At 71.1% G+C, this 20,112-nt stretch carries 17 protein-coding genes; 9 read left to right on the plus strand and 8 right to left on the minus strand.

Annotated elements, in window-relative coordinates:
- On the minus strand, nucleotides 1–221 hold a 221-nt coding region (locus H489_RS0118910), incomplete at its 3' end, for a helix-turn-helix domain-containing protein (protein WP_040419614.1).
- Between the two features lie 101 nt (nucleotides 222–322).
- Between H489_RS0118910 and H489_RS27430 the strand changes: the two genes are divergently transcribed.
- Nucleotides 323–1,063, plus strand: coding sequence for an SDR family oxidoreductase (locus H489_RS27430; RefSeq protein ID WP_017886952.1), 741 nt, complete (start codon nucleotides 323–325; stop codon nucleotides 1,061–1,063).
- Nucleotides 1,064–1,149: 86 nt separating this feature from the next.
- On the opposite strand, the gene H489_RS27435 is transcribed toward H489_RS27430, so the two are convergent.
- From H489_RS27435 to rsmI, 5 genes are all read right to left on the minus strand, one after another.
- The gene (locus tag H489_RS27435) at nucleotides 1,150–1,674 is read right to left on the minus strand and encodes a type II toxin-antitoxin system VapC family toxin (RefSeq protein ID WP_017886953.1); all 525 of its coding nucleotides are present in this window, start codon (nucleotides 1,672–1,674) and stop codon (nucleotides 1,150–1,152) included.
- Between the two features lie 291 nt (nucleotides 1,675–1,965).
- A complete protein-coding gene (rsmA, locus tag H489_RS27440; RefSeq protein ID WP_017886954.1) occupies nucleotides 1,966–2,817 on the minus strand; it encodes a 16S rRNA (adenine(1518)-N(6)/adenine(1519)-N(6))-dimethyltransferase RsmA in 852 nt (283 codons plus the stop codon).
- 2 nt (nucleotides 2,818–2,819) lie between these two features.
- On the minus strand, nucleotides 2,820–3,752 hold the full coding sequence (locus tag H489_RS27445) for a TatD family hydrolase (RefSeq protein WP_017886955.1): 933 nt from the start codon (nucleotides 3,750–3,752) through the stop codon (nucleotides 2,820–2,822).
- Complete coding sequence (gene metG / locus H489_RS27450) at nucleotides 3,749–5,317, minus strand: methionine--tRNA ligase (RefSeq protein WP_017886956.1); 1,569 nt, start codon at nucleotides 5,315–5,317, stop codon at nucleotides 3,749–3,751. The genes H489_RS27445 and metG overlap by 4 nt, the downstream gene beginning before the upstream one ends.
- 134 nt (nucleotides 5,318–5,451) lie before the next feature.
- Nucleotides 5,452–6,273 (minus strand): 16S rRNA (cytidine(1402)-2'-O)-methyltransferase, encoded by an 822-nt coding sequence (gene rsmI, locus H489_RS27455; RefSeq protein ID WP_017886957.1) that lies wholly within the window; start codon nucleotides 6,271–6,273, stop codon nucleotides 5,452–5,454.
- Between the two features lie 131 nt (nucleotides 6,274–6,404).
- On the opposite strand from rsmI, the gene H489_RS27460 reads away from it, so the two are divergent.
- The gene (locus H489_RS27460; protein WP_017886958.1) at nucleotides 6,405–8,036 is read left to right on the plus strand and encodes a dolichyl-phosphate-mannose--protein mannosyltransferase; all 1,632 of its coding nucleotides are present in this window, start codon (nucleotides 6,405–6,407) and stop codon (nucleotides 8,034–8,036) included.
- Between the two features lie 117 nt (nucleotides 8,037–8,153).
- On the opposite strand, the gene H489_RS27465 is transcribed toward H489_RS27460, so the two are convergent.
- Entirely contained in the window at nucleotides 8,154–8,816 is a 663-nt protein-coding gene (locus H489_RS27465) for a TetR/AcrR family transcriptional regulator (protein ID WP_017886959.1), read from the minus strand.
- A 170-nt stretch (nucleotides 8,817–8,986) separates the two neighbouring features.
- Here H489_RS27465 and H489_RS27470 point away from each other — a divergent pair, with 170 nt between their 5' ends.
- The 7 genes from H489_RS27470 to H489_RS27500 all read left to right on the plus strand — a co-directional run bounded on the left by H489_RS27470 (nucleotide 8,987) and on the right by H489_RS27500 (nucleotide 19,572).
- Nucleotides 8,987–10,528 (plus strand): MFS transporter, encoded by a 1,542-nt coding sequence (locus H489_RS27470; protein WP_017886960.1) that lies wholly within the window; start codon nucleotides 8,987–8,989, stop codon nucleotides 10,526–10,528.
- Between the two features lie 272 nt (nucleotides 10,529–10,800).
- Entirely contained in the window at nucleotides 10,801–11,661 is an 861-nt protein-coding gene (locus H489_RS27475) for a sulfurtransferase (protein WP_161598117.1), read from the plus strand.
- A gap of 105 nt (nucleotides 11,662–11,766) precedes the next feature.
- Nucleotides 11,767–12,834 carry an NAD-dependent epimerase/dehydratase family protein gene (locus H489_RS27480; protein ID WP_017886962.1) on the plus strand — a complete coding sequence of 356 codons (1,068 nt, stop codon included), beginning with the start codon at nucleotides 11,767–11,769 and terminating at the stop codon, nucleotides 12,832–12,834.
- 4 nt (nucleotides 12,835–12,838) lie between these two features.
- Complete coding sequence (locus tag H489_RS27485; protein WP_017886963.1) at nucleotides 12,839–13,369, plus strand: AAA family ATPase; 531 nt, start codon at nucleotides 12,839–12,841, stop codon at nucleotides 13,367–13,369.
- A gap of 91 nt (nucleotides 13,370–13,460) precedes the next feature.
- Entirely contained in the window at nucleotides 13,461–15,293 is a 1,833-nt protein-coding gene (locus tag H489_RS27490) for a thioredoxin domain-containing protein (RefSeq protein ID WP_017886964.1), read from the plus strand.
- A gap of 39 nt (nucleotides 15,294–15,332) precedes the next feature.
- Nucleotides 15,333–19,184, plus strand: a complete 3,852-nt coding sequence (hrpA, locus tag H489_RS27495) for an ATP-dependent RNA helicase HrpA (RefSeq protein WP_017886965.1) — start codon at nucleotides 15,333–15,335, stop codon at nucleotides 19,182–19,184.
- A 19-nt stretch (nucleotides 19,185–19,203) separates the two neighbouring features.
- Nucleotides 19,204–19,572 carry a VOC family protein gene (locus tag H489_RS27500; protein WP_031259618.1) on the plus strand — a complete coding sequence of 123 codons (369 nt, stop codon included), beginning with the start codon at nucleotides 19,204–19,206 and terminating at the stop codon, nucleotides 19,570–19,572.
- Here H489_RS27500 and H489_RS27505 read toward each other — a convergent pair.
- Nucleotides 19,553–20,110, minus strand: coding sequence for a YbaK/EbsC family protein (locus H489_RS27505; RefSeq protein ID WP_017886967.1), 558 nt, complete (start codon nucleotides 20,108–20,110; stop codon nucleotides 19,553–19,555). The genes H489_RS27500 and H489_RS27505 overlap by 20 nt on opposite strands.
- Nucleotides 20,111–20,112 lie beyond the last annotated feature (2 nt).

Raw genomic sequence — 20,112 nt, forward strand, 5'->3', positions numbered from 1 at the left:
AGGGCGCGGGCGATCGCGGCGATCATCTGCTCGGACGGCTGCGGGCCACGCTGCTGCTCGAGTCGCGTGTAGTAGTCCACGGACATGCCGGCGAGGGCAGCGACCTCTTCACGGCGGAGCCCCGGAGTCCTGCGTCGCGGGCCCTGCCCGAGGCCGACGTCCTCGGGGCGCAGCAGCTCGCGGCGACGGCGGAGGAAGTCGGCGAGTGCGGCACGGTCCATGGGTCGATCATGGTCCGGTTCGTGGCGAGGTGCCAGGGATCGCCGATCCCCCGATGACTGCGCTCTGGTTGTGACCCCGTCCGCGGAGCATCGTGGTGGTCATGGACATCACGAACTCCACCGTCTTCATCCCCGGCGCGACCTCGGGCATCGGTCTCGCGCTCGCCCAGCGCCTGCAGGCCGCCGGCAGCACCGTCGTCATCGGCGGCCGTCGCCAGGCCTTCCTCGACTCCCTCGCCGCCGAGCACGGCTTCGGCACCGTGCAGATCGACGTCGCCGATGCGTCGTCGATCGAAGCCGCTGCCACCTCGGTGCTCGAGGCCTACCCGTCGCTCGATGCCCTGATCACCATGTCGGGGATCATGCGCGACGAAGACCTCCGCGACCCCGGGCACATCCACGATGCCCTCGAACTCGTCCAGACGAACCTGGTCGGCACGATCCGGCTCATCGACGCGTTCCTGCCGCACCTGCTCGCCCAGCCCTCGGCCACCCTGATGACCGTGACGTCCGGTCTCGCGTTCGTCCCGCTCACCGCGTCGCCGACGTACAGCGCGACGAAGGCCGGTGTGCACGCCTACACGCAGGCCCTGCGCCAGCAGCTCGTCGGGTCGTCGCTCGAGGTGCTCGAGCTCGCCCCGCCGGCCGTCATGACCGACCTGATGGGCGGCGCCGACTTCGGTGGGATGCCGCTCGACGCCTTCGCCGACGAGGTCATGGCGCTCATCGAGTCCGGTGCTGCACCGGAGATCCTGGTGCAGAACGTGCACCCGCTGCGCTTCGCCGAGCGGAACGGCAACCACCAGCAGATCCTCGAGATGATGGCGTCCCGCGAGCACTGACCCGGGTGCCTCGAATGGTGCGAGGTTCCGTGGTCGGTGCGAGCCACTTCGGCTCGCACCGACCACGGAACCTCGCACCATCGCGGTCAGCTGGTACGCAGGCGTCGCGCCAAGAGAGCGCCCTCGACGTCGATCATCAGCGGGAGGCGTGCCCGGTCCACCACACCGAACGAAGGATCGACGGTCACGAAGCCGTCGACCTCCCAGTGCTCAGCCGTGGCAACAAGCACGGCACCTGCAGCGGTCAGGCCGAACTCTTCCATGAGGCCGGGGACGTCATCGGCGACCGCGTCGACACTGGCCCAGTGCATCTGGGTCGAACTCAGCAGGTCCCGCCAGGCCGATTTGTGCTGACGTGCCGCCCGCGGTCCCTTGCGATGCGCTGATTCGAAGATCTCGAACTCGGCGAACCCGCTGTACACGATGCTCGTGTCGGCCAGGTCGAGGTGATCCCAGAACGCCGCAGCTCGGGCATGTTGTGGCTCCGCACGGTGGAGAACGCACTCGATGAAACTCGTCTCCACGAGGACCGCGGCGGGTCGGCCGGAGCATCTGTGGAACTCCAGGACCCGGTGCTCGTCGAAGTCATCGGAACCGAGCGACTCGAACACGGTCAGGGCACCCGGCGCAGACGCTCGATCGGCTCGACACGGCAGTCCGGATCGATCGCCTCGATCGCACGCCGCCGACGCTCGCGGCGCTCTTCGAACGTGCCCGCAGGCCGAGGCGTCCGTGCGAACAACGCTCGGCGCTCGGCTGCTGTGGACGGGCTCGGCACCCGGCGGGGCGAGAGGGGCGACTCGGTGGATCCCATGATGCCTCCTTGGTTGATGCGATCAACCGTAGGAGCACCGACCGGACACCCCGAAACATTCCGTATTTCGCTCGCGGGGAGGGACGGACTACTCCGCAGCCGCCAGGACCGTCCGCCCGAGCCGCACGAAGTCGTCCACACCGATCGCCTCGCCCCGGGCAGTCGGGTCGATGCCCGCCGCCGTCAGCACCTCGGACGCGTGCGCACTGCCGCCGAGCACCCCGGACAGGCTCTGCCGCAGCATCTTGCGCCGCTGCTGGAACGCGGCGTCCACCAGCGTGAACACCCGCGACCGCAGACGCTCGTCACCCGGGGGCTCGTGCCGGTCGAAGGCCACCAGGACGCTGTCGACGTTCGGCACCGGCCAGAAGACCTGCCGGCTGACCAGCCCGGCGGTGCTCCACGACCCGTACCAGGCGGCCTTGACGCTCGGCGAACCGTAGACCTTGCTGCCGGGGCCGGCGGCGAGCCGGTACCCGACCTCGGCCTGCACCATCACGAGCGACCGCTCGATCGACGGGAAGGTCGCGAGCAGGTGCAGGAGCACGGGCACCGAGATGTTGTACGGCAGGTTCGCGACGAGGTGCGTCGGCTCGACGTCGAGGTCCGACGCCGCGACGGTCATGGCGTCCTGCTGCACGACCGTCAGTCTGGCGTCCGGCTGCATCGACGACACCGTCGACGGCAGCTTGGCGGACAGGCGCTTGTCGATCTCGACCGCGGTGACGGGTGCGCCGGTCTCGGTCAACCCGAGTGTCAGCGACCCGAGCCCCGGGCCGATCTCGAGCACCTGCGCCGAGGGGGTGACGCCGGCGACGGACACGATGCGCCGCACGGTGTTGGCGTCGTGCACGAAGTTCTGGCCGAGCTTCTTCGTCGGGGTGACGTCGAGTTCGGCCGCGAGTTCCCGGATCTCTGCCGGGCCGAGCAGGGCACCCACGACTACTCGTCCACCGTCACGGGCTCGGCGTCCCACGCACCGTAGACGAGCTCGGTGTTCGAGGCGATCTGGGCCGCGAGCATTGAGGCATCGGTGCCCAGGGTGTCTGCCATCGACCGCAGGGTGAGCGGGATGAGGTACGGCGCGTTCGGACGACCACGGAACGGGGTGGGCGTCAGGAACGGCGCGTCGGTCTCGACCATGATCAGGTGCCGCGGGGCAACGACCAGGGCTTCACGCAACAGTGCGGCGTTCTTGAACGTCACGGTGCCGGCGAAGGACATGTACCAGCCGCGCTCGGCGCAGAGCCGGGCCAGGTCCGGGCCGCCGGAGAAGCAGTGGAAGACGGTGCGTTCCGGGGCACCCACGCGGTCGAGGACCTCGACCACGGCGTCGTGCGCATCGCGGTCGTGGATCGTCAGCGCGAGGTCGTGCTCCTTCGCGATGCGGATGTGCTCCTCGAACGAACGGACCTGGGCGTCGCGGCCGTCCTCGCCGGTGCGGAAGAAGTCGAGACCGGTCTCACCGATGGCCCGGACCCGCGGCAGCGCGGCGAGCCGTTCGATGCCGGCGAGGTGCTCGTCGAGCAGCCCCTGTTCCTGCAGTACGGGCGCTTCGTTCGGGTGCAGCGCGACGGCCGCCAGGACCCGGGGCTCCCGAGCGGCGATCGACGCGGACCACTCCGAGGTGGCGAGGTCCGTGCCGACCTGCACGACACCGCGGACGCCGACGCTGGAAGCACGGTCGAGGTGCTCGCGGTACTCGAGCGGACCGTCACCCCCGTCACCGACACCGTCGGCGATCTCCATGTGGGTGTGGTTGTCGTACACCGGTACGACGAGCGCCTGGGGCAGCGGCGGGTACGTCAGGTCGCGCTTCGAGGCCCCGGACGCCCCGTCACTGCGGGACCGGACGTGCGACTCGGCGTCGGTCACTCGGAGACCTGCTCGATCCGGGGGAACAGCCCGCTCTCCAGTGGCACCACGTGCGACGCACCCTGCCACTCGTACGCGCGGTCGACCCGCTGCTCGGCGACGGACCCGCCGGCGCCGATCGAGGCCCAGAGCTTCTCGGTCGCCTTCGGCATGACCGGGGACAGCAGGACGGTGACGGTGCCGAGGCCGCGGAGCGCGGTGGTCAGGACCGTGCCGAGGCGCTCGCGCTCGGCGTCGTCCTTCGCCAGGGCCCACGGCGCCTGCTCGGTGATGTAGCCGTTCAGGGCGTCGACGAGCTCCCAGACGCTGGCGATCGCCTCGTGCGGGGCGAAGGCGGCGATCGCGGCGTCGGCACGCTCGGTGACCGACACGGCCAGGGCATCGATCGCCTGGTCGGACTCGGTCAGCGCACCGCGCGCCGGGACCTCGCCGTCGAAGTACTTCTGCAGCATCGCGACCAGCCGGGACGCCAGGTTGCCGTAGCCGTTCGCGAGTTCGGCCTGGTAGCGCGCCGAGATGTCTTCCCAGCTGAAGTTGCCGTCCTGCCCGAAGGTGATGGCGCGCAGGAAGTAGTAGCGGAACGCGTCGGACCCGAACGTGTCGGTGATCTCGGACGGCGCGATGCCGGTCAGCTTCGACTTGGACATCTTCTCGCCGCCGACGAGCAGCCAGCCGTGGCCGAAGACGCGCTCCGGCACGGGCAGCCCCGCGGCCATGAGCATCGCCGGCCAGATGACGGCGTGGAACCGGGCGATGTCCTTGCCGACGATGTGGACGCTCGGCCAGAGCCGCTGGAAGGCCTCGTCGTCGTCGGTGCCGTAGCCGAGCGCCGTGACGTAGTTGAGCAGGGCGTCGAACCACACGTACAGCACGTGGTCGCTGTCCCAGGGGATCGTGATGCCCCAGTCGAAGCTGGAGCGCGAGATCGACAGGTCGCGGAGCCCCTGCTTGACGAACGAGATGATCTCGTTGCGGACGCTCTCGGGCTGGATGAACAGCGGGTTCGACTCGTACAGGTCGAGCAGGCGCTGCTCGAAGTCGGACATCCGGAAGAAGTAGTTGCGCTCGGCCAGGACCTCGACCGGGATCGAGTGGATCGCACAGACCTGCTGGCCCTCGTACGCACCGGTGCCGGCCACCAGGTCGCTCGGCTGCTTGTACTCTTCGCAACCCACGCAGTAGAAGCCCTCGAACTCACCGGCGTAGATGAAGCCGTCGTCGTAGAGCTTCTGCAGGAACGCCGTCACGCCACGCTCGTGGCGCTCGTCGGTGGTGCGGATGAAGTCGTCGTTCGCCACGTCGACCGTGTCGAGCAGTGGCTTCCAGGCGTCGTTGACCAGGCGGTCGGCCCATTCCTTGGGCGAGACGTCGTTCGCCGAGGCGGTGCGCAGGATCTTCTGCCCGTGCTCGTCGGTGCCGGTGAGCAGCCAGGTGTCGTCACCACGCTGCCGGTGCCAGCGCGCGAGGAAGTCCGCGGCGACCTCGGTGTAGGCGTGCCCGATGTGGGGCACGTCGTTCACGTAGAAGATCGGCGTGGTGATGCTGAACGAGGACCCGGCGGACATGCGGACCATCCTACGGGCGCTCCGAACCCTGATGACGCGTGCTGCGGTGGACTGTGGAGAACCGGGTCCGGGAGGCCCGTGGCGGGCCCGCCCCGCGCCTCCAGACCGGCGGACGCGAACGTGACGAGCCCCGCTCAGCGCGCCGCGAGCGCCCCTTCGTACAGGTCGCGCTTCGACAGCCCGGTCGCGTCCGCGACCGCCGCGGCGGCCTCCTTCATGCGCATGCCGGCGGCCACCCGCTCGAGCACCAGGCGCACCCCGTCGTCGAGCGTTGCCTCTTCGGTGGCCTCGGCGGCCCCGGCGACGACGATGCAGATCTCGCCCCGCACGCCCTCGGACGCCCACGTGACGAGTTCGTCGAGCGGCCCGCGGCGGACCTCCTCGTAGAGCTTGGTGAGCTCGCGGCAGACCGCGGCGCGGCGGTCGCCCCCGAACCCGACGGCCATGTCGGCCAGGGTCTCGGCCAGCCGGTGCGGCGACTCGAAGAACACCATGGTCCGCTGCTCCCCCGCCAGTGCCTGGAACACGCGGCGGCGTTCCCCGGCCTTGCGGGTGGGGAACCCCTCGAACGTGAAGCGGTCCGTGGGCAGCCCGGACACGGCGAGCGCCATCAGCACGGCCGACGGCCCGGGCAGCGCGGTGACGGTGACCCCGGCCGCGGCTGCGGCCTCGACGAGCGGGAAGCCCGGGTCGCTGATCGCGGGCATGCCGGCGTCGGTGAGGACGACGACGTCCTCGTCACGGGCGAGCTCGACGACCTCGGACGCCTTCGCCCGCTCGTTGTGCTCGTGCAGGGCGATGAGCCGCGGACGGTTCTCGATGCCCAGGGCGCGCATCAGGTGGATGGCGGTCCTGGTGTCCTCCGCCGCGACGACCGTGGCGTTGGAGAGGGTCTCGACGAGACGGCGCGAGGCGTCCCCGAGGTTGCCGATGGGGGTTGCTGCGAGGACGATCACGCACCCATTGTCCCCGCACGGCGACGCCGGCCCGGCCCGGCGCGGCGACGCCGGCGTCGTCCAGCGCGGCCGCGCGGCGCGTGCACGCCCGTCGCAGCGGGGACAGAGGTCGATCCGTAGGATGCTCAGCGATGACCAGCGAGCTGACCGACGACCGCACGGCCGTGCCCGACGGGCCGATCGGCTCGCGCCTGGACGACTGGTGGGGGCGGGTGCTCTCCACGTCGCAGCGGGTCGCCGTGTGGCGGTGGACGGGTCCGCTCGCCGTGACGCTCCTCGCCGCCGTGCTGCGGCTGGTGAACCTCGGCAACCCGCACTCGCTCGTGTTCGACGAGACGTACTACGTCAAGGACGGCTGGTCGATCGTGCACCTGGGGTACGAGGGCACCTGGCCCGCGAACCCGAGCGGTGACGGCGCCCCGACGACCGACGACCGGTTCGTCCGCGGCGAGACGGACGTCTTCACGAGTGCCGCTGAGTTCATCGCGCACCCGCCGCTCGGCAAGTACCTGATCGGCCTCGGGATGCTGCTGTTCGGGGCGGACAACTCGTTCGGTTGGCGCTTCACGGTGGCCGTGCTCGGCATCGCGACGGTGTTCCTCACCGCGGTGATCGCCCGGTCGCTGTTCCGCTCGACGATGATCGGCACGCTCGCCGGCTTCCTGCTCGCGATCGACGGGCAGGCCATCGTGATGTCGCGGGTGACGCTGCTCGACGGCATCCTGACGTTCTTCGTGATCCTGGGCTTCGGCGCGCTGTTGCTCGACCGGCGGCACAGCCAACGACGGCTCGACGCGTGGGTCGCCGCCCGCGCCGCCGCCGGCCGGACCACCCTGTGGGGGCCGGTGCTCTGGTGGCGACCGTGGTTGTTCGCGATGGGCCTGGCCCTCGGGCTGGCGGCGGCGACGAAGTGGTCGGGGATGTACTTCCTGGCGTTCTTCGCCGTGTACTCGGTGCTGAGCGACATGATGATGCGCCGCCGGGCCGGGGTGGAGTTCTGGTCGTCGAGCGCGCTGCTGCAGCAGGCACCGGTGTCGTTCCTGCTGACCGTGCCGATCGCCGCGGTGACCTACGTGGCGTCGTGGACCGGATGGTTCGTGTCGAAGGACGGCTGGGACCGCAACTGGCTGTCGTCGGGCGGCGAACGGTGGACGGGGCTCCTCGCCTGGGTGCCGGACAGCCTGCAGAACTGGTGGCACTACCAGTCGGAGATCTACGCCTTCAACATCGGGCTGCACACCCCGCACTCGTACCAGGCGAACCCGCTGCTCTGGCTCGTGATGCAGCGCCCCACGTCGATGTTCTACGTCGGCACGGACGCCGGGCAGGACGGCTGCTGGGCGGACCGCTGCGGCGAGGCGATCACCGGCATCGCGAACCCGTTCATCTGGTACGCCTCGGCCATCGCGACGGTGGCGCTGCTCGTGCTCTGGGTCCTGCGCCGGAAGTGGGAGTACGGCTTCGTCCTGCTCGGCGTCGCGGCGGGGTACCTGCCCTGGCTGATGTACGTCGACCGGACGGTGTTCCAGTTCTACACGATCGCCTTCGAGCCCTACATGCTGATGGCGCTGGCCGCCGCGATCGGGTTGGTGCTCGGCAGACGGAGCGACGAACGGTCACGCCGGTCGCGGGCGATCCTGTGGGTCGGCGTGTACCTGGGCGTCGTCGTGCTGGCCTCGGTCTACTGGTACCCGATGTGGACGGCGATGCAGGTGCCGTGGGACTTCGTCCGGTCGCACTACTGGATCCCCAGCTGGCTCTAGCCGGCCAGGCAGGTCCGGCCGGTCCGGCCGCGCCCGTCGCGCTGGGCGCGCTGGTGGCGACCACCGCCGGTCTGGAGGCCCGTGGCGGCGCCGCCACGGGCCTCCAGTCCGCAGTGGTCAGGACTGCGCGTGCAGCGCGCGTTCGATGGACTCGCGGTCGAGCGGGTCGCCGAGCATCGGCGCGGTGTCGTCCGTGCCCGGCAGGACACCCTGGATCAGGAGCTCCGCGTAGCGGCGCCAGGCGTCCGGGTCGTGTTCGCGGGTGGCGTCGGCGACCGCGCCGACCATCGCCGTGAGCATCGGCAGGTCGCGGTAGTCGAAGCCCGTCCGGACGACGCCGGCGGTCTCGGCACGGCCGATGATCGCGGCGACCTGACGTTCGAGCCGGTCGCGCTCCTGCACGATGGACGGGCGGGCCTTGCCGGCACGGACGATGGCGTCGGCGAGGGCACGGTCGCGGGCGCGGAACGCGAAGACGCCCATCAGGTAGACCCGGAGTGCCTCACGCGGGTCGGACACGTCCGCGGCGCGCGCTGCGGCGTCGTTCATGGCCTCGAACTTGGTGGCGAGCAGCGCCTCGATCAGGGAGTCCTTGTCGGCGAACCGGCGGTAGACGGTGCCGACGCCGACACCGGCCTCGTGCGCGATGTCGTTCAGCGTGACGGAGAGTCCGCGTTCCGCGAAGCACTTGCGTGCCGTCTGCAGGATCAGCTCGCGGTTGCGCGCAGCGTCGGCGCGCAGCGGTCGCTCGAGGTCGGACGCGGACTCGGTGGTGCTCACGATCTGACCGTAGTTGCACTTTCTGGGAACAAGTGGATGCCATCCTTCCGTTTCGGTCTACACTGGCCACAAACGGATGCCTCGCATCCGGTTTCGTCACCACCACACCACCGGAGTGCCCGACGGCGCGCACCTCCACCTCACCCTCCAACCTTCTCGAGGAGGCTGCCGTGACGGCAGAACACACCGTGCCGACCCCCACCGGGACAGCACCCACGACTCCGGGCACCACCCCCGCCAAGAGCAACCACCGTTGGATCGCCCTGGCGGTCATCGCCCTCGCACAGCTGATGGTCGTGCTCGACGCGACCATCGTGAACATCGCCCTGCCCTCGGCCCAGGCCGACCTGGACTTCGGCACCGACCAGCGACAGTGGATCGTCACCGCGTACTCGCTGGCCTTCGGTTCGCTGCTGCTGCTCGGCGGGCGCCTCGGCGACCTGTTCGGACGCAAGAACACCTTCATCATCGGGCTCGTCGGCTTCGCCGTCGCCTCGGTGCTCGGTGGCCTGGCCGACTCGTTCGGCCTGCTCGTCGCGGCCCGCGCACTGCAGGGCGTCTTCGGCGCGCTGCTCGCCCCGTCCGCACTCGGCATGCTGACCACCACGTTCCGCGACCCCAAGGAACGTGGCCGCGCGTTCGGCATCTTCGGCTCCATCGCCGGCTCCGGCGCGGCCATCGGCCTGCTGCTCGGCGGCGTGCTGACCGAGTACGCGTCCTGGCGCTGGTGCCTCTACGTCAACGTCGTCTTCGCCGTGCTCGGCGTGATCGGCGCCCTCGTCTTCATGGAGAAGCCGCCGAAGGTCGAGCGTCCGCGCATCGACGTGCTCGGCGTCATCACCATCACGCTCGGTCTGGTCGGCGTCGTCTACGGCTTCTCGAACGCCGAGACGAACGGCTGGGACTCCCCCGTCACGATCGCCATGCTCGCCGGTGGTGTCGTGCTGATCGCCGCGTTCGTGTTCATCGAGACCCGCGTCGCCCACCCGCTGCTGCCCCTGCGCGTCGTGCTCGACCGTGACCGCGGCGGCTCGTTCATCGCGATCGGCCTCGTCGCGATCGGCATGTTCGGCATCTTCCTGTTCCTGACCTACTACCTGGAGCAGACCCTGGGCTTCAGCTCGCTGCAGACCGGTCTCGCGTTCCTGCCGATGCCGCTGTCGATCATGATCTCGGCGACGCAGATCGGTGGCCGCCTGTTGCCGCGCGTCGGGCCGAAGATCCTCATCTTCGCCGGTGGCCTGGTCGCCGCGACCGGACTGCTCCTGCTGCTCCGCACCGACCTGGACAGCTCCTACGCGGGCACCGTCCTGCCGGCGCTGATCGTCATCGGTCTCGGCATGGGCACGATCTTCTCGTCCGCCATGAACACCGCGACCACCGGGGTCGCCCGGGCCGACGCCGGTGTGGCCTCGGCAACCGTCAACACCATGCAGCAGATCGGTGGCTCGATCGGCACGGCCCTGCTGTCGACGATCTTCGCCGACGTGGTGTCGAACAGCCTGTCCGGGCTGTCCGCCGCCCCGACGAAGCTGCAGCAGGCCCAGGCCACGCTCGACGGGTACCACGTGGCGTTCGGCATCTCGGCCGGCGTGCTCGTGCTCGTCGCCCTGGCCGGCGGACTGCTCATCAACCGGCAGTCGGTCCGGCTCGAGCGGCTCGCCCGCGCCGGGTCCGCGACGACCGGGAGCATCCCCGCCGCCGCGCACTGACGCTCGCGCTGCGCTGCGGCCCGCTCCGGTACTGCCGGGGTGGGCCGTTGTGCGGGGGGGGCTGCGGCGACACCCGTTCCACGACGATCCACCTGTCGAACAACGCGTGCATCGTCGACGGATGCGCACGCACTCGGTGCCCGCGCATGTTCCGACGGACCACTCGTCGAACGACTGGTGGACCGTCGGTCACCGCCCACACACGCACCCCCGGTTGCGCCGTGTGTCCACGACTCTGGCCCACGTCAGGGGTGCGGATTATGGTGGCCCGCATGGCCCCCGTCCTGACCTCACCACTCGTGTCGACGCAGTGGCTCGCAGACCACCTCGGTGCTGACGAGCTCGTCGTGCTCGACGCCTCGGTGCACACGGTCGGGGCCGGGTTCGACACCACCTGGCTGCCCGGACGCGACGCCCACGAACAGCGCGGCCACGTGCCCGGCGCCCGCTTCGCCGACCTGATCGACGACTTCTCGGCCGCCGACGCCGACGTCCCCTTCACCCGCCCCGGTGCCGAGCGCTTCGAGGCCGCCGCGGGGCAGCTCGGCGTGACCAACACGTCGACCGTGGTCATCTACGACGACAGCGTCGGTGAGTGGTCGGCGCGCCTGTGGTGGATCTTCCGCTCGTTCGGTTTCGACTCGGTCGCGGTGCTCGACGGCGGCTTCACGAAGTGGCGCGACGAAGGCCGGCCGGTCCGTGTGGGTGCACTCCGCGCGCCGGCGGCGCCGTCCGGCCCAGACGCTGGCGCGTTCCTGGCCGGCGAAGAACGCGCGCTCTGGGCCGACCACGACCGCGTGACCCGTGCCGTCTCCGGCGAAGAGCCGGCGTCCCTGGTGTTCGCCGCCTCGTGGGCTGCCCTGGGCGACGACCACCCGCCGATCGTGCCGGGCAGCACCCCGATCACGGCGGACTCGCTGGTGGACCCCGAGACGAACGCGTACCTGCGCGGGGCCGAACTCGAGCGGGCCTTCGCCGCGGTGATCGGCGCCGACGAGATCGTCACCTACTGCGGGGTGGGCAGCGCCGCGTGCGTCGACGCCCTGGCCCTGACGGTGCTCGGGCACGACCGGGTGCAGGTCTACGACGGCTCGCTGGCCGACTGGTGGCGGCACGAGCAACTGGCGTCCTGACCGATCCGATCGCGGAACGACGGCCGCGCCTGGCCGACGGCCGCCGACTGACTGCGGCCGGCTGACTGCCGCCGGCCGACGGCCGCGCCGCACTACCGTTGCACCATGAGCACCAGACGCGCGGTCATCCTCGGCGGCACCGGCGGCATCGGCTCGGCGGTCGCACGCGAGCTCCTCGACGCGTCCGGCCGGGGCGGCGACGACTGGCAGGTGGACGTCCTCGCCCGCCGGGGCGGCCCCGCAGCGGACGCTCTGACCGCCTCCGGCGCCACGTTCACGTCCGGCGACCGCCGCGACCGGTCCGTCCTGCGCGACCTGCTGCGCCCCGGAGCCGACCTGCTCGTCGACACCGTCGGCCTGACCCGTGACGACGCCCAGCAGCTCCTGCCGTTCCTCGACGACGTCGGTTCGACGGTCTTCGTGTCGTCCAGGTCGGTGTACGCCGACGAGCAGGGGCGGCACGCGAACTCGCTCGACAAGCCGGTGTTCGGCGGCGCGGTCACCGAGATCCAGCCCACGGTCACCGCCGGCGACGGCGACCCGACGAGTCGTGACGGCTACGGCGCCGCGAAGGTGGCGGCCGAGCAGGTCCTGCTCGACCACGGTGCCCCGGTCACGGTGCTCCGCCCGTCCAAGGTGTACGGCGTCGGCATCGGCCGCCCACGGGAGTGGTTCGTCGTCCGCCGTGTGCTCGACGGCCGGGAACGCATCCTGCTCGCCGACCACGGCCGCGGCGTCGACCACACCACGGCGGCGAGCGGCATCGGCTCGCTCGTCCGTGTGGTCGCGGACGCGCCGGACCGCCGGATCCTCAACGTCGCGGACGCCTCGGCCCCGACCGCGCTCGAGATCGTCCGGACCATCGGCGGGCACCTGGACCACCGGTTCGACGAGGTCCTGCTCGACGAGGACGCGCCCGCCTTCGTCGGCGGCACGCCGTGGTCGTCACGACCGCCGTTCGTCCTCGACACCACGGCGGCACGCGCACTGGGATGGGAACCGCCGGAGTTCGCGACCGCCGTCCTCCCCGAACTCGACTGGCTCGTCGAGACCGCCCGCGCCACCCCTGCGGACGGCGACGTGCCGTGGGCCGACGACCCCTTCTGGGAGCACCTGTTCGACTACGGTCCCGAGGACGCCGCACTCGCACTCCTCTCCCTCGACCTGGGCTGACACCGTGTTCCGGTCGGAGGTCCTGTTCATCGGCGGACGCTCCGGCGTGGGCAAGTCGACGGCGGCCGAGGCGCTGCACGACCTGCTCGTCGCGGCGGACGTCCGGCACGCGGTGATCGAGGGCGACCTGCTCGACCTGGCCCACCCGGCACCGCACGTCGAACACCCCGAGGCGCACCTGACGGAGCGGAACCTCGCCGCGCTCTGGGCCGGCTACCGGGCGATCGGACACCACCGGCTCGTCTACACGAACACCGTGTCCGTGCTCGAACACGAGCGCCTCGCTGCGGCGATGGGCGACGACCCGCTGGTGCGTGTCGTCCTGCTCCGTGCCGCGGACGACACGACCGCCGAACGGCTCGCACGACGGGCGGGTGGCGCGGTCCCGCAGGCGCAGCTCGCGCACAGCACGCGGACCGCCGGGAGGCTCGACTCGGCCACCGCGGACACCGTCACCCGGGTGGACACGGACGGCCAGAGCCCCGCCCAGGTGGCCGCACGGCTCGCGTCGCTCACGGGATGGCTCCCGCGCTGATCCCCCTGCGCAGCCTGTGCACAGCGCGCAGCTCGTCCACAGATCCCCCCGAGCGGTGGTCCGTCCAGTCGCCCGGGGGCACGCTGGAGCCATGAACGACAACCGCCTCGGCACCTCGGTCAGCCCCTACCTGCGGCTGCACGCCGACAACCCGGTCGACTGGCGCGAATGGGGCCCCGAAGCCTTCGCCGAAGCACGCGAGCGCGAGGTCCCGGTGCTGGTGTCCGTGGGGTACGCCACGTGCCACTGGTGCCACGTCATGGCGCGCGAGAGCTTCGCCGACCCGGAGATCGGCGAGCTGCTCCGGCGGGACTTCGTGTCGGTCAAGGTCGACCGCGAAGAGCGCCCTGACGTGGACGCGAGCCTGATGGCCTCGGCGAGTGCGTTCACGCAGCAGCTCGGCTGGCCGCTGACGACGTTCCTGACGCCCGACGGCCACGTCTTCTTCGCGGGGACGTACTTCCCACCCACTCCCGTCGGGCAGGTCCCGGCGTTCCGGCAGATCCTGGCAGCGGTGCTCGACGCCTGGACCGAACGTCGGCACGAGGTCGACGCGAACGCCTCGGCCATCGCGACGGCGATCCGGCAGGGCGCCGTGGCGGACGCGACCGCCCGCTCGGGCGAGAGCGGTGCCGGAGCCGACCCGGGCCTCCCGTCCGTCGACACCGTCCGGGCCGTCACGAGCCAGCTGTTGCAGGCAGAGGACACCACCTACGGTGGTTTCGGCGGCGCGCCGAAGTTCCCGAGCACGCCGTTGCTCGAGTTCCTCGCCGACGCGGCGGCCGACGGCGACGCCGACGCCGACGGGTTGCTCGACCGGTCGTTGCACGCGATCCGCGCGTCCGAGCTGACCGACGCCGACGGCGGCGTCTTCCGGTACGCCACCAGGCGCGACTGGAGCGTGCCGCACTACGAACGGATGCTCTCCGACAACGCGGGGCTGCTCGCGGTCGCCGGTGCCGAGCAGGCCCGTGGCATCGCCGACTTCCTGCGGGACACCCTGCGCCGCGCCGACGGGGCGTTCGTCGCCGCACAGGACAGCGAATCGACCATCGACGGCCGTCGGGTCGAGGGCGAGTGGTACCGCCGACCGATCGCCGAGCGCGCACAGCTCGACCCGCCACCGCTGGACGACCAGGTGCTCACGGGGTGGAACGGCCTGGCGATCCGGGGGCTCGCGATCGCCGGCGCACGGCACGGTGATCCGGAACTCGTCGCGCTCGCCCGGGGTGCGGCCGACGCGGTCCTCGCCGCCCACGTGCAGGACGGCCACGTGTCGGTGCGGTCCAGCACACCGCGCGGGGTGTCCTCGGCACCGGCCACCGTCGAGGACGTCGGACTGCTGGCCGAAGGGCTGCTCGAACTGGCCCTGGTCACGGGCGAGGTCTCCTACGCGACCGTCGCACGCTCGCTCGTCGACGACGGTCTGGCCGAGCGCTTCGACGTCGACCCGGTGCTGGCCGCTGCGGGGACTGTCACCGGCGAACAGCCGCAGACCGCGATGCGGTCCGGCACGGTGGCGCTGGCATCGGCCGCCGCGACACTCGGGGCACTGACGGGCGACCAGGAGCTGCGGACCGCCGCGGCACGACTCGTCGCCGACCGGGCCCGCACCGGGACCGAACGCCCCCTGGGCCACGCGGACGCCCTCGGTGTCGCCCTCGCCCTGCAGCGCCCGTCACGGGAGATCGTCGTCGTCACGAGCAGCACCGACGATCCGATGCGGGCCGTTGCACACCGTGCTCGGCGCCCCGGCACGGTCGTCGCCACCACCACGCCGGAACAGGCCCGCGACTGGGCCGCGGCGGGGTTCTCGTTGTTCGAGGGACGCGATGTGCTCGACCCCGCTGCGTACGTCTGCCACGACCGGGTGTGTGACCTGCCGTCCCGGTCGGCGGACGCGCTGGCCGGGCAGATCGTCTGACGCCCCTCCCTCCCGGCGCGCCTGTATCCTGGAACGCTCATGTCTTCTCCGCTGCCCGTCATCACGTACCCGCCCGAACTGCCGGTCTCGCAGCGGCGGGACGACATCGCGGCTGCCATCCGTGACAACCAGGTGGTCATCGTCGCCGGGGCCACCGGCTCGGGCAAGACGACCCAGCTGCCGAAGATCTGCCTCGAGCTCGGTCGGGAGCACATCGGGCACACCCAGCCCCGTCGGATCGCAGCCCGGACCATCGCGGAGCGTGTGGCGGAAGAACTGGGCGGCGGCGAACTCGGCGGACTCGTGGGCTACCAGGTCCGGTTCACCGACAAGGTCAGCTCCGAGACCCGCGTGAAGCTGATGACCGACGGCATCCTGCTGAACGAGATCCACTTCGACCGCGACCTCAAGCGGTACGACACGATCATCATCGACGAGGCGCACGAGCGGTCCCTGACGATCGACTTCCTGCTCGGCTACCTGAAGCGGCTGCTCCCCCGGCGCCCCGACCTGAAGCTCATCATCACGAGTGCGACGATCGACCCGGAGTCGTTCTCGAAGCACTTCGACGACGCCCCCATCATCGAGGTGTCCGGCCGCACCTACCCGGTCGAGATCCGGTACCGCCCCCTCGTCGCCGAAGACCAGGACGACGACGCCGACGACGAGTCGGACTCCCGCACCGGTGACAGCGGCAACGCTGCCGACGACCGCGACACCCTGCAGGGCATCACCGACGCCCTCGACGAGCTGGCGCAGGAGGACCCGGGCGACGTGCTCGTGTTCCTGTCCGGCGAGAACGAGATCCGCGACGCGCAGGACGCGATCGAGGGCAAGCGCTACCCGGGCACCGAGGTCCTGCCGCTGTACGGCCGGCTGTCCGCCGCCGACCAGCACCGCGTCTTCGAGCGCCGGCACACCCCGGGCGTCCGCCGTCGTGTCGTCCTCGCCACGAACGTCGCCGAGACCTCGCTCACCGTACCCGGCATCAAGTACGTCATCGACACCGGGACGGCGCGCATCTCGCGGTACTCCCCGCGAGCCAAGGTGCAGCGTCTGCCGATCGAGGCGATCTCGCAGGCCAGCGCCAGCCAGCGCTCCGGCCGAGCGGGCCGCACGAGTGCCGGCATCGCGATCCGGCTCTACTCGGAGGACGACTTCGGCCGTCGCCCCGAGTACACCGACCCCGAGATCCTCCGGACGAACCTGGCCGCGGTGATCCTGCAGATGATCTCGCTCGGCTTCGGGGACATCGAGTCGTTCCCGTTCCTGCAGCCGCCGGACAGCCGGGGCGTGAAGGACGGCCTCGACCTGCTGCGCGAACTCCGCGCCGTCGACAAGGACGGCCGCATCACGAAGTCCGGGCGGCAGCTGACCCGGCTGCCGATCGACCCCCGCCTCGGTCGCATGGTGCTCGAAGCCGGGCGCCAGGGCGTCGGGCGCGAGGTCATCGCCATCGTCAGCGCCCTGAGCATCCAGGACCCCCGCGAGCGCCCCCTCGAGAAGCGTGCGCACGCCGACCAGCTGCACGCCCGCTTCGCCGACCCGACGAGTGACTTCCTGACCCTGCTGAACCTCTGGAACCACATCGAGGAGCAGCAGGAGGAACTGTCGTCGAGCGCGTTCCGGCGGCTGTGCAAGGCCGAGTTCCTCAACTACCTGCGCATCCGCGAGTGGCAGGACCTGTACCGGCAGCTCTCCCGCGCCGCGAAGCAGGTCGACGTCCGTGTCGGGCAGGCACGCTCCGAGGACGGCGACGCCGTGCACCGGGCCCTGCTCTCCGGACTCCTCAGCCAGATCGGGCTGCGCGACCGCGAGAAGCGCGACTACCTCGGCTCCCGGAACACCCGGTTCGTGGTGTTCCCGGGCAGTGTGCTCGCGAAGAAGCAGCCCGACGCGGTGATGGCCGCAGAGCTCGTCGAGACGAGCCGGCTCTTCGCCCGCACCGTCGGCCGGATCGACCCCGCGTGGGTGGAGCCGCTCGCCGGTGACCTGCTCAAGCGCACCTACGGGGAGCCGCACTGGGAGAAGAAGCAGGGCGCGGTCGTCGCCTACGAGCGCGTGACCCTGTTCGGCGTCCCGATCGTGCAGCGCCGCCGCGTGCAGTACTCGCGGATCGACCCGGAACACTCCCGCGAGCTGTTCATCCGGCACGCCCTGGTCGAGGGCGAGTGGGAATCGCAGCAGGCCTTCGACCGCGCCAACCGGAAGCTCCGCAAGGAACTCGAGCAGCTCGAGGAACGCACCCGTCGCCGCGACATCCTGCTCGACGACGAGAACGTCTACGAGTTCTACGACGCCCGCATCCCGGCCGACGTCGCGACGACCCGCGACTTCGAGGGGTGGTGGCGGACCACCCGCCGCGAGCAGCCGGACCTGCTCACGATGCGCCGGTCGGACCTGCTGGACGAATCCGCAGCCGAAGCAGCCGAGGACGACGTCGAGTACCCGACCCAGTGGCACAGCGGCGACCAGCGCCTCGCCATCCAGTACCGCTTCGAGCCCGGCGCCCAGGACGACGGCGTGAGCGTGCAGGTCCCCCTCGCGCTCCTGCCCCGGATGCGCGAGGAGGGCTTCGACTGGCAGGTCCGTGGCCTCCGGAGAGAACTCGTCACCGCGCTCATCAAGTCGCTGCCGAAGCAGATCCGCAAGAACGTGGTGCCGGCGGCCGACTGGGCCGAGAAGATCGTCGCCGAACTGCCCGACGACGCCCCGACCGAGCCGACGGAGTCGTTCCGCGCCACCCTCGCCAGGGCCATCCAGCGCATGACCTACGTGCCGGTCTCCGAGTCCGACTTCGACCTGACCCGCGTCCCCGCACACCTGCTCCCGACATGGGCGGTGGTCGACGAGCGTGGTCGCCGGGTCGAGACCGGCAAGGACCTGTCGGCCCTGCAGACCAAGCTCAAGGACCGGACCCAGCAGAGCGTCGCCTCCGCCACGGCGAAGGGCGCGGGACGGTCAGGAGGCGCGGCTCGCGTCGCGTCCGCCGGTGCCGGTCGTCCGCTGGAACAGTCCGGACTCACCGCCTGGCCCGACCAGGACCTGCCGCAGACCCTCGACACCAAGCAGGCGGGCGGCGTCATCCGCGCGTACCCGTCCCTGGTCGAGGAAGGCACGGGTCCGAAGGCGACCGTCGGCGTGCAGCTCCTCGCCACTCCCTCCGACCGCGTCGTCCGGATGCCCGCCGGGGTCCGCCGTCTGGTGATGCACGCGGTGCCGTCGCCCGTGTCGTACATCCAGTCACACCTGACCGCCCAGGAGAAGCTCGCGCTCGCCGCCAGCCCCTACCCGTCGACCGCCGCGCTGTTCGACGACGTCCTGGCCGCCGTGGTCGACGCCGGCATCCGCCGCGCGCACCCGGACGGCATGGTCTTCACGAAGGCCGGGTTCGAGTCGGTCCGCGATGCCGTGTCGGCCACCGTCGTCGACACGATGTTCACCGCGGTGTCCGAGGTCGCGGCGGTGCTCGCCGCGCAACGCTCCGCCGAACGAGCGCTCAAGCAGGCGAACTCGATGTCGCTGCTCGCCGCCCTGAGCGACATGCGGCAGCAGATGGAGCGCCTGGTGTTCCCCGGGTTCGTCGCCGTCGCGGGGCTCGACCGCCTGCGTCGGATCCGCGTGTACCTGCAGGGCATCGAGGCGCGCGTGCAGAAGCTGTTGCAGAACCCGGGGCGCGACGCCACGTGGATGCGCGAGGTCACCGTGGCGACCGACCGCTACACCGACGCCGGCGGTGTCTTCCCGCCCGCGGTCGGGGCGCACCCGGAGCTCGTGCACGCGCGGTGGATGCTCGAGGAGTTCCGGCTCAGCCTGTTCGCGCAGGAACTCGGGACCGCCGAGACCGTCTCGTTGCAGCGGATCACGAAGGCCCTGACCGCCGCGCGCTGATGGGGCTACCGTGTCGGCCATGATCGGCACACTCGACGTCGTGGTCCTGGACTGCCCGGACACCCGCGCCCTCGCCCGCTTCTACGCCGAGCTGCTCGGCGGGGAGATCGTCGGCTTCGACGAGGACTGGGCGGAGCTCGCCCTCCCGTTCACCGACCACCGTCCGATCCTGGCGTTCCAGCAGGTCGACGACTACCAGGCGCCGGACTGGCCGGCACAGACGGTCCCGCAGCAGAGCCACCTCGACGTGAAGGTCGACGACCTGGACGACGGCGAGGCCGCGGTGCTCGCGATCGGCGCGACGGCCACGGGGTCGGGCACGGAGACGTTCCGCGTCTACCTCGACCCCGCGGGCCACCCGTTCTGCCTCATCCGGCCGTCGGACTGACCGGTTCGGTCGCCAGGCCCTCGACCACGGTGACGTTCGGCAGCGCGGTGAGTGCGGCGCCGGGCAGGAACAGCTTCGCGGCGCGGCGCCCGGCGCCGATGACGACCTCGGGGGCGTCGAGGACGCGCGCGTCGATGTAGAGCGGCCACGACGACGGCAGTCCGATCGGCGTGATGCCGCCGTACTCCATGCCGGTCAGCTCGACCGCTTCGTCCATCGGGGCGAAGCTCGCTTTGCGGACGTCGAGCAGCTGCTTCACGACGCGGTTGACGTCGAGCTTCGTCGATGCCAGGACGACGCAGGCGGCGTAACGGACCTCGTCGCCGCGCTTCCCCGCGACGACGATGCAGTTGGCACCGCCGGCCAGCGGGTAGCCGTACGCCTCCGAGAACGCGGCGGTGTCCGCCAGGTCGGCGTCGATCGGTGCGCCCTCGATCTTCGTCAGGACGTCGCTCGGCAACGCGACGAGGGCTTCAGCGACGGGGATCGCGAGGAATCCGGTGGCGACCAGGGGGGGAACACGTTCGAGCGTCGGCATGG

Origin of the sequence: Curtobacterium flaccumfaciens UCD-AKU (genome assembly GCF_000349565.1) — a bacterium.
Lineage (GTDB): Bacteria > Actinomycetota > Actinomycetes > Actinomycetales > Microbacteriaceae > Curtobacterium > Curtobacterium poinsettiae.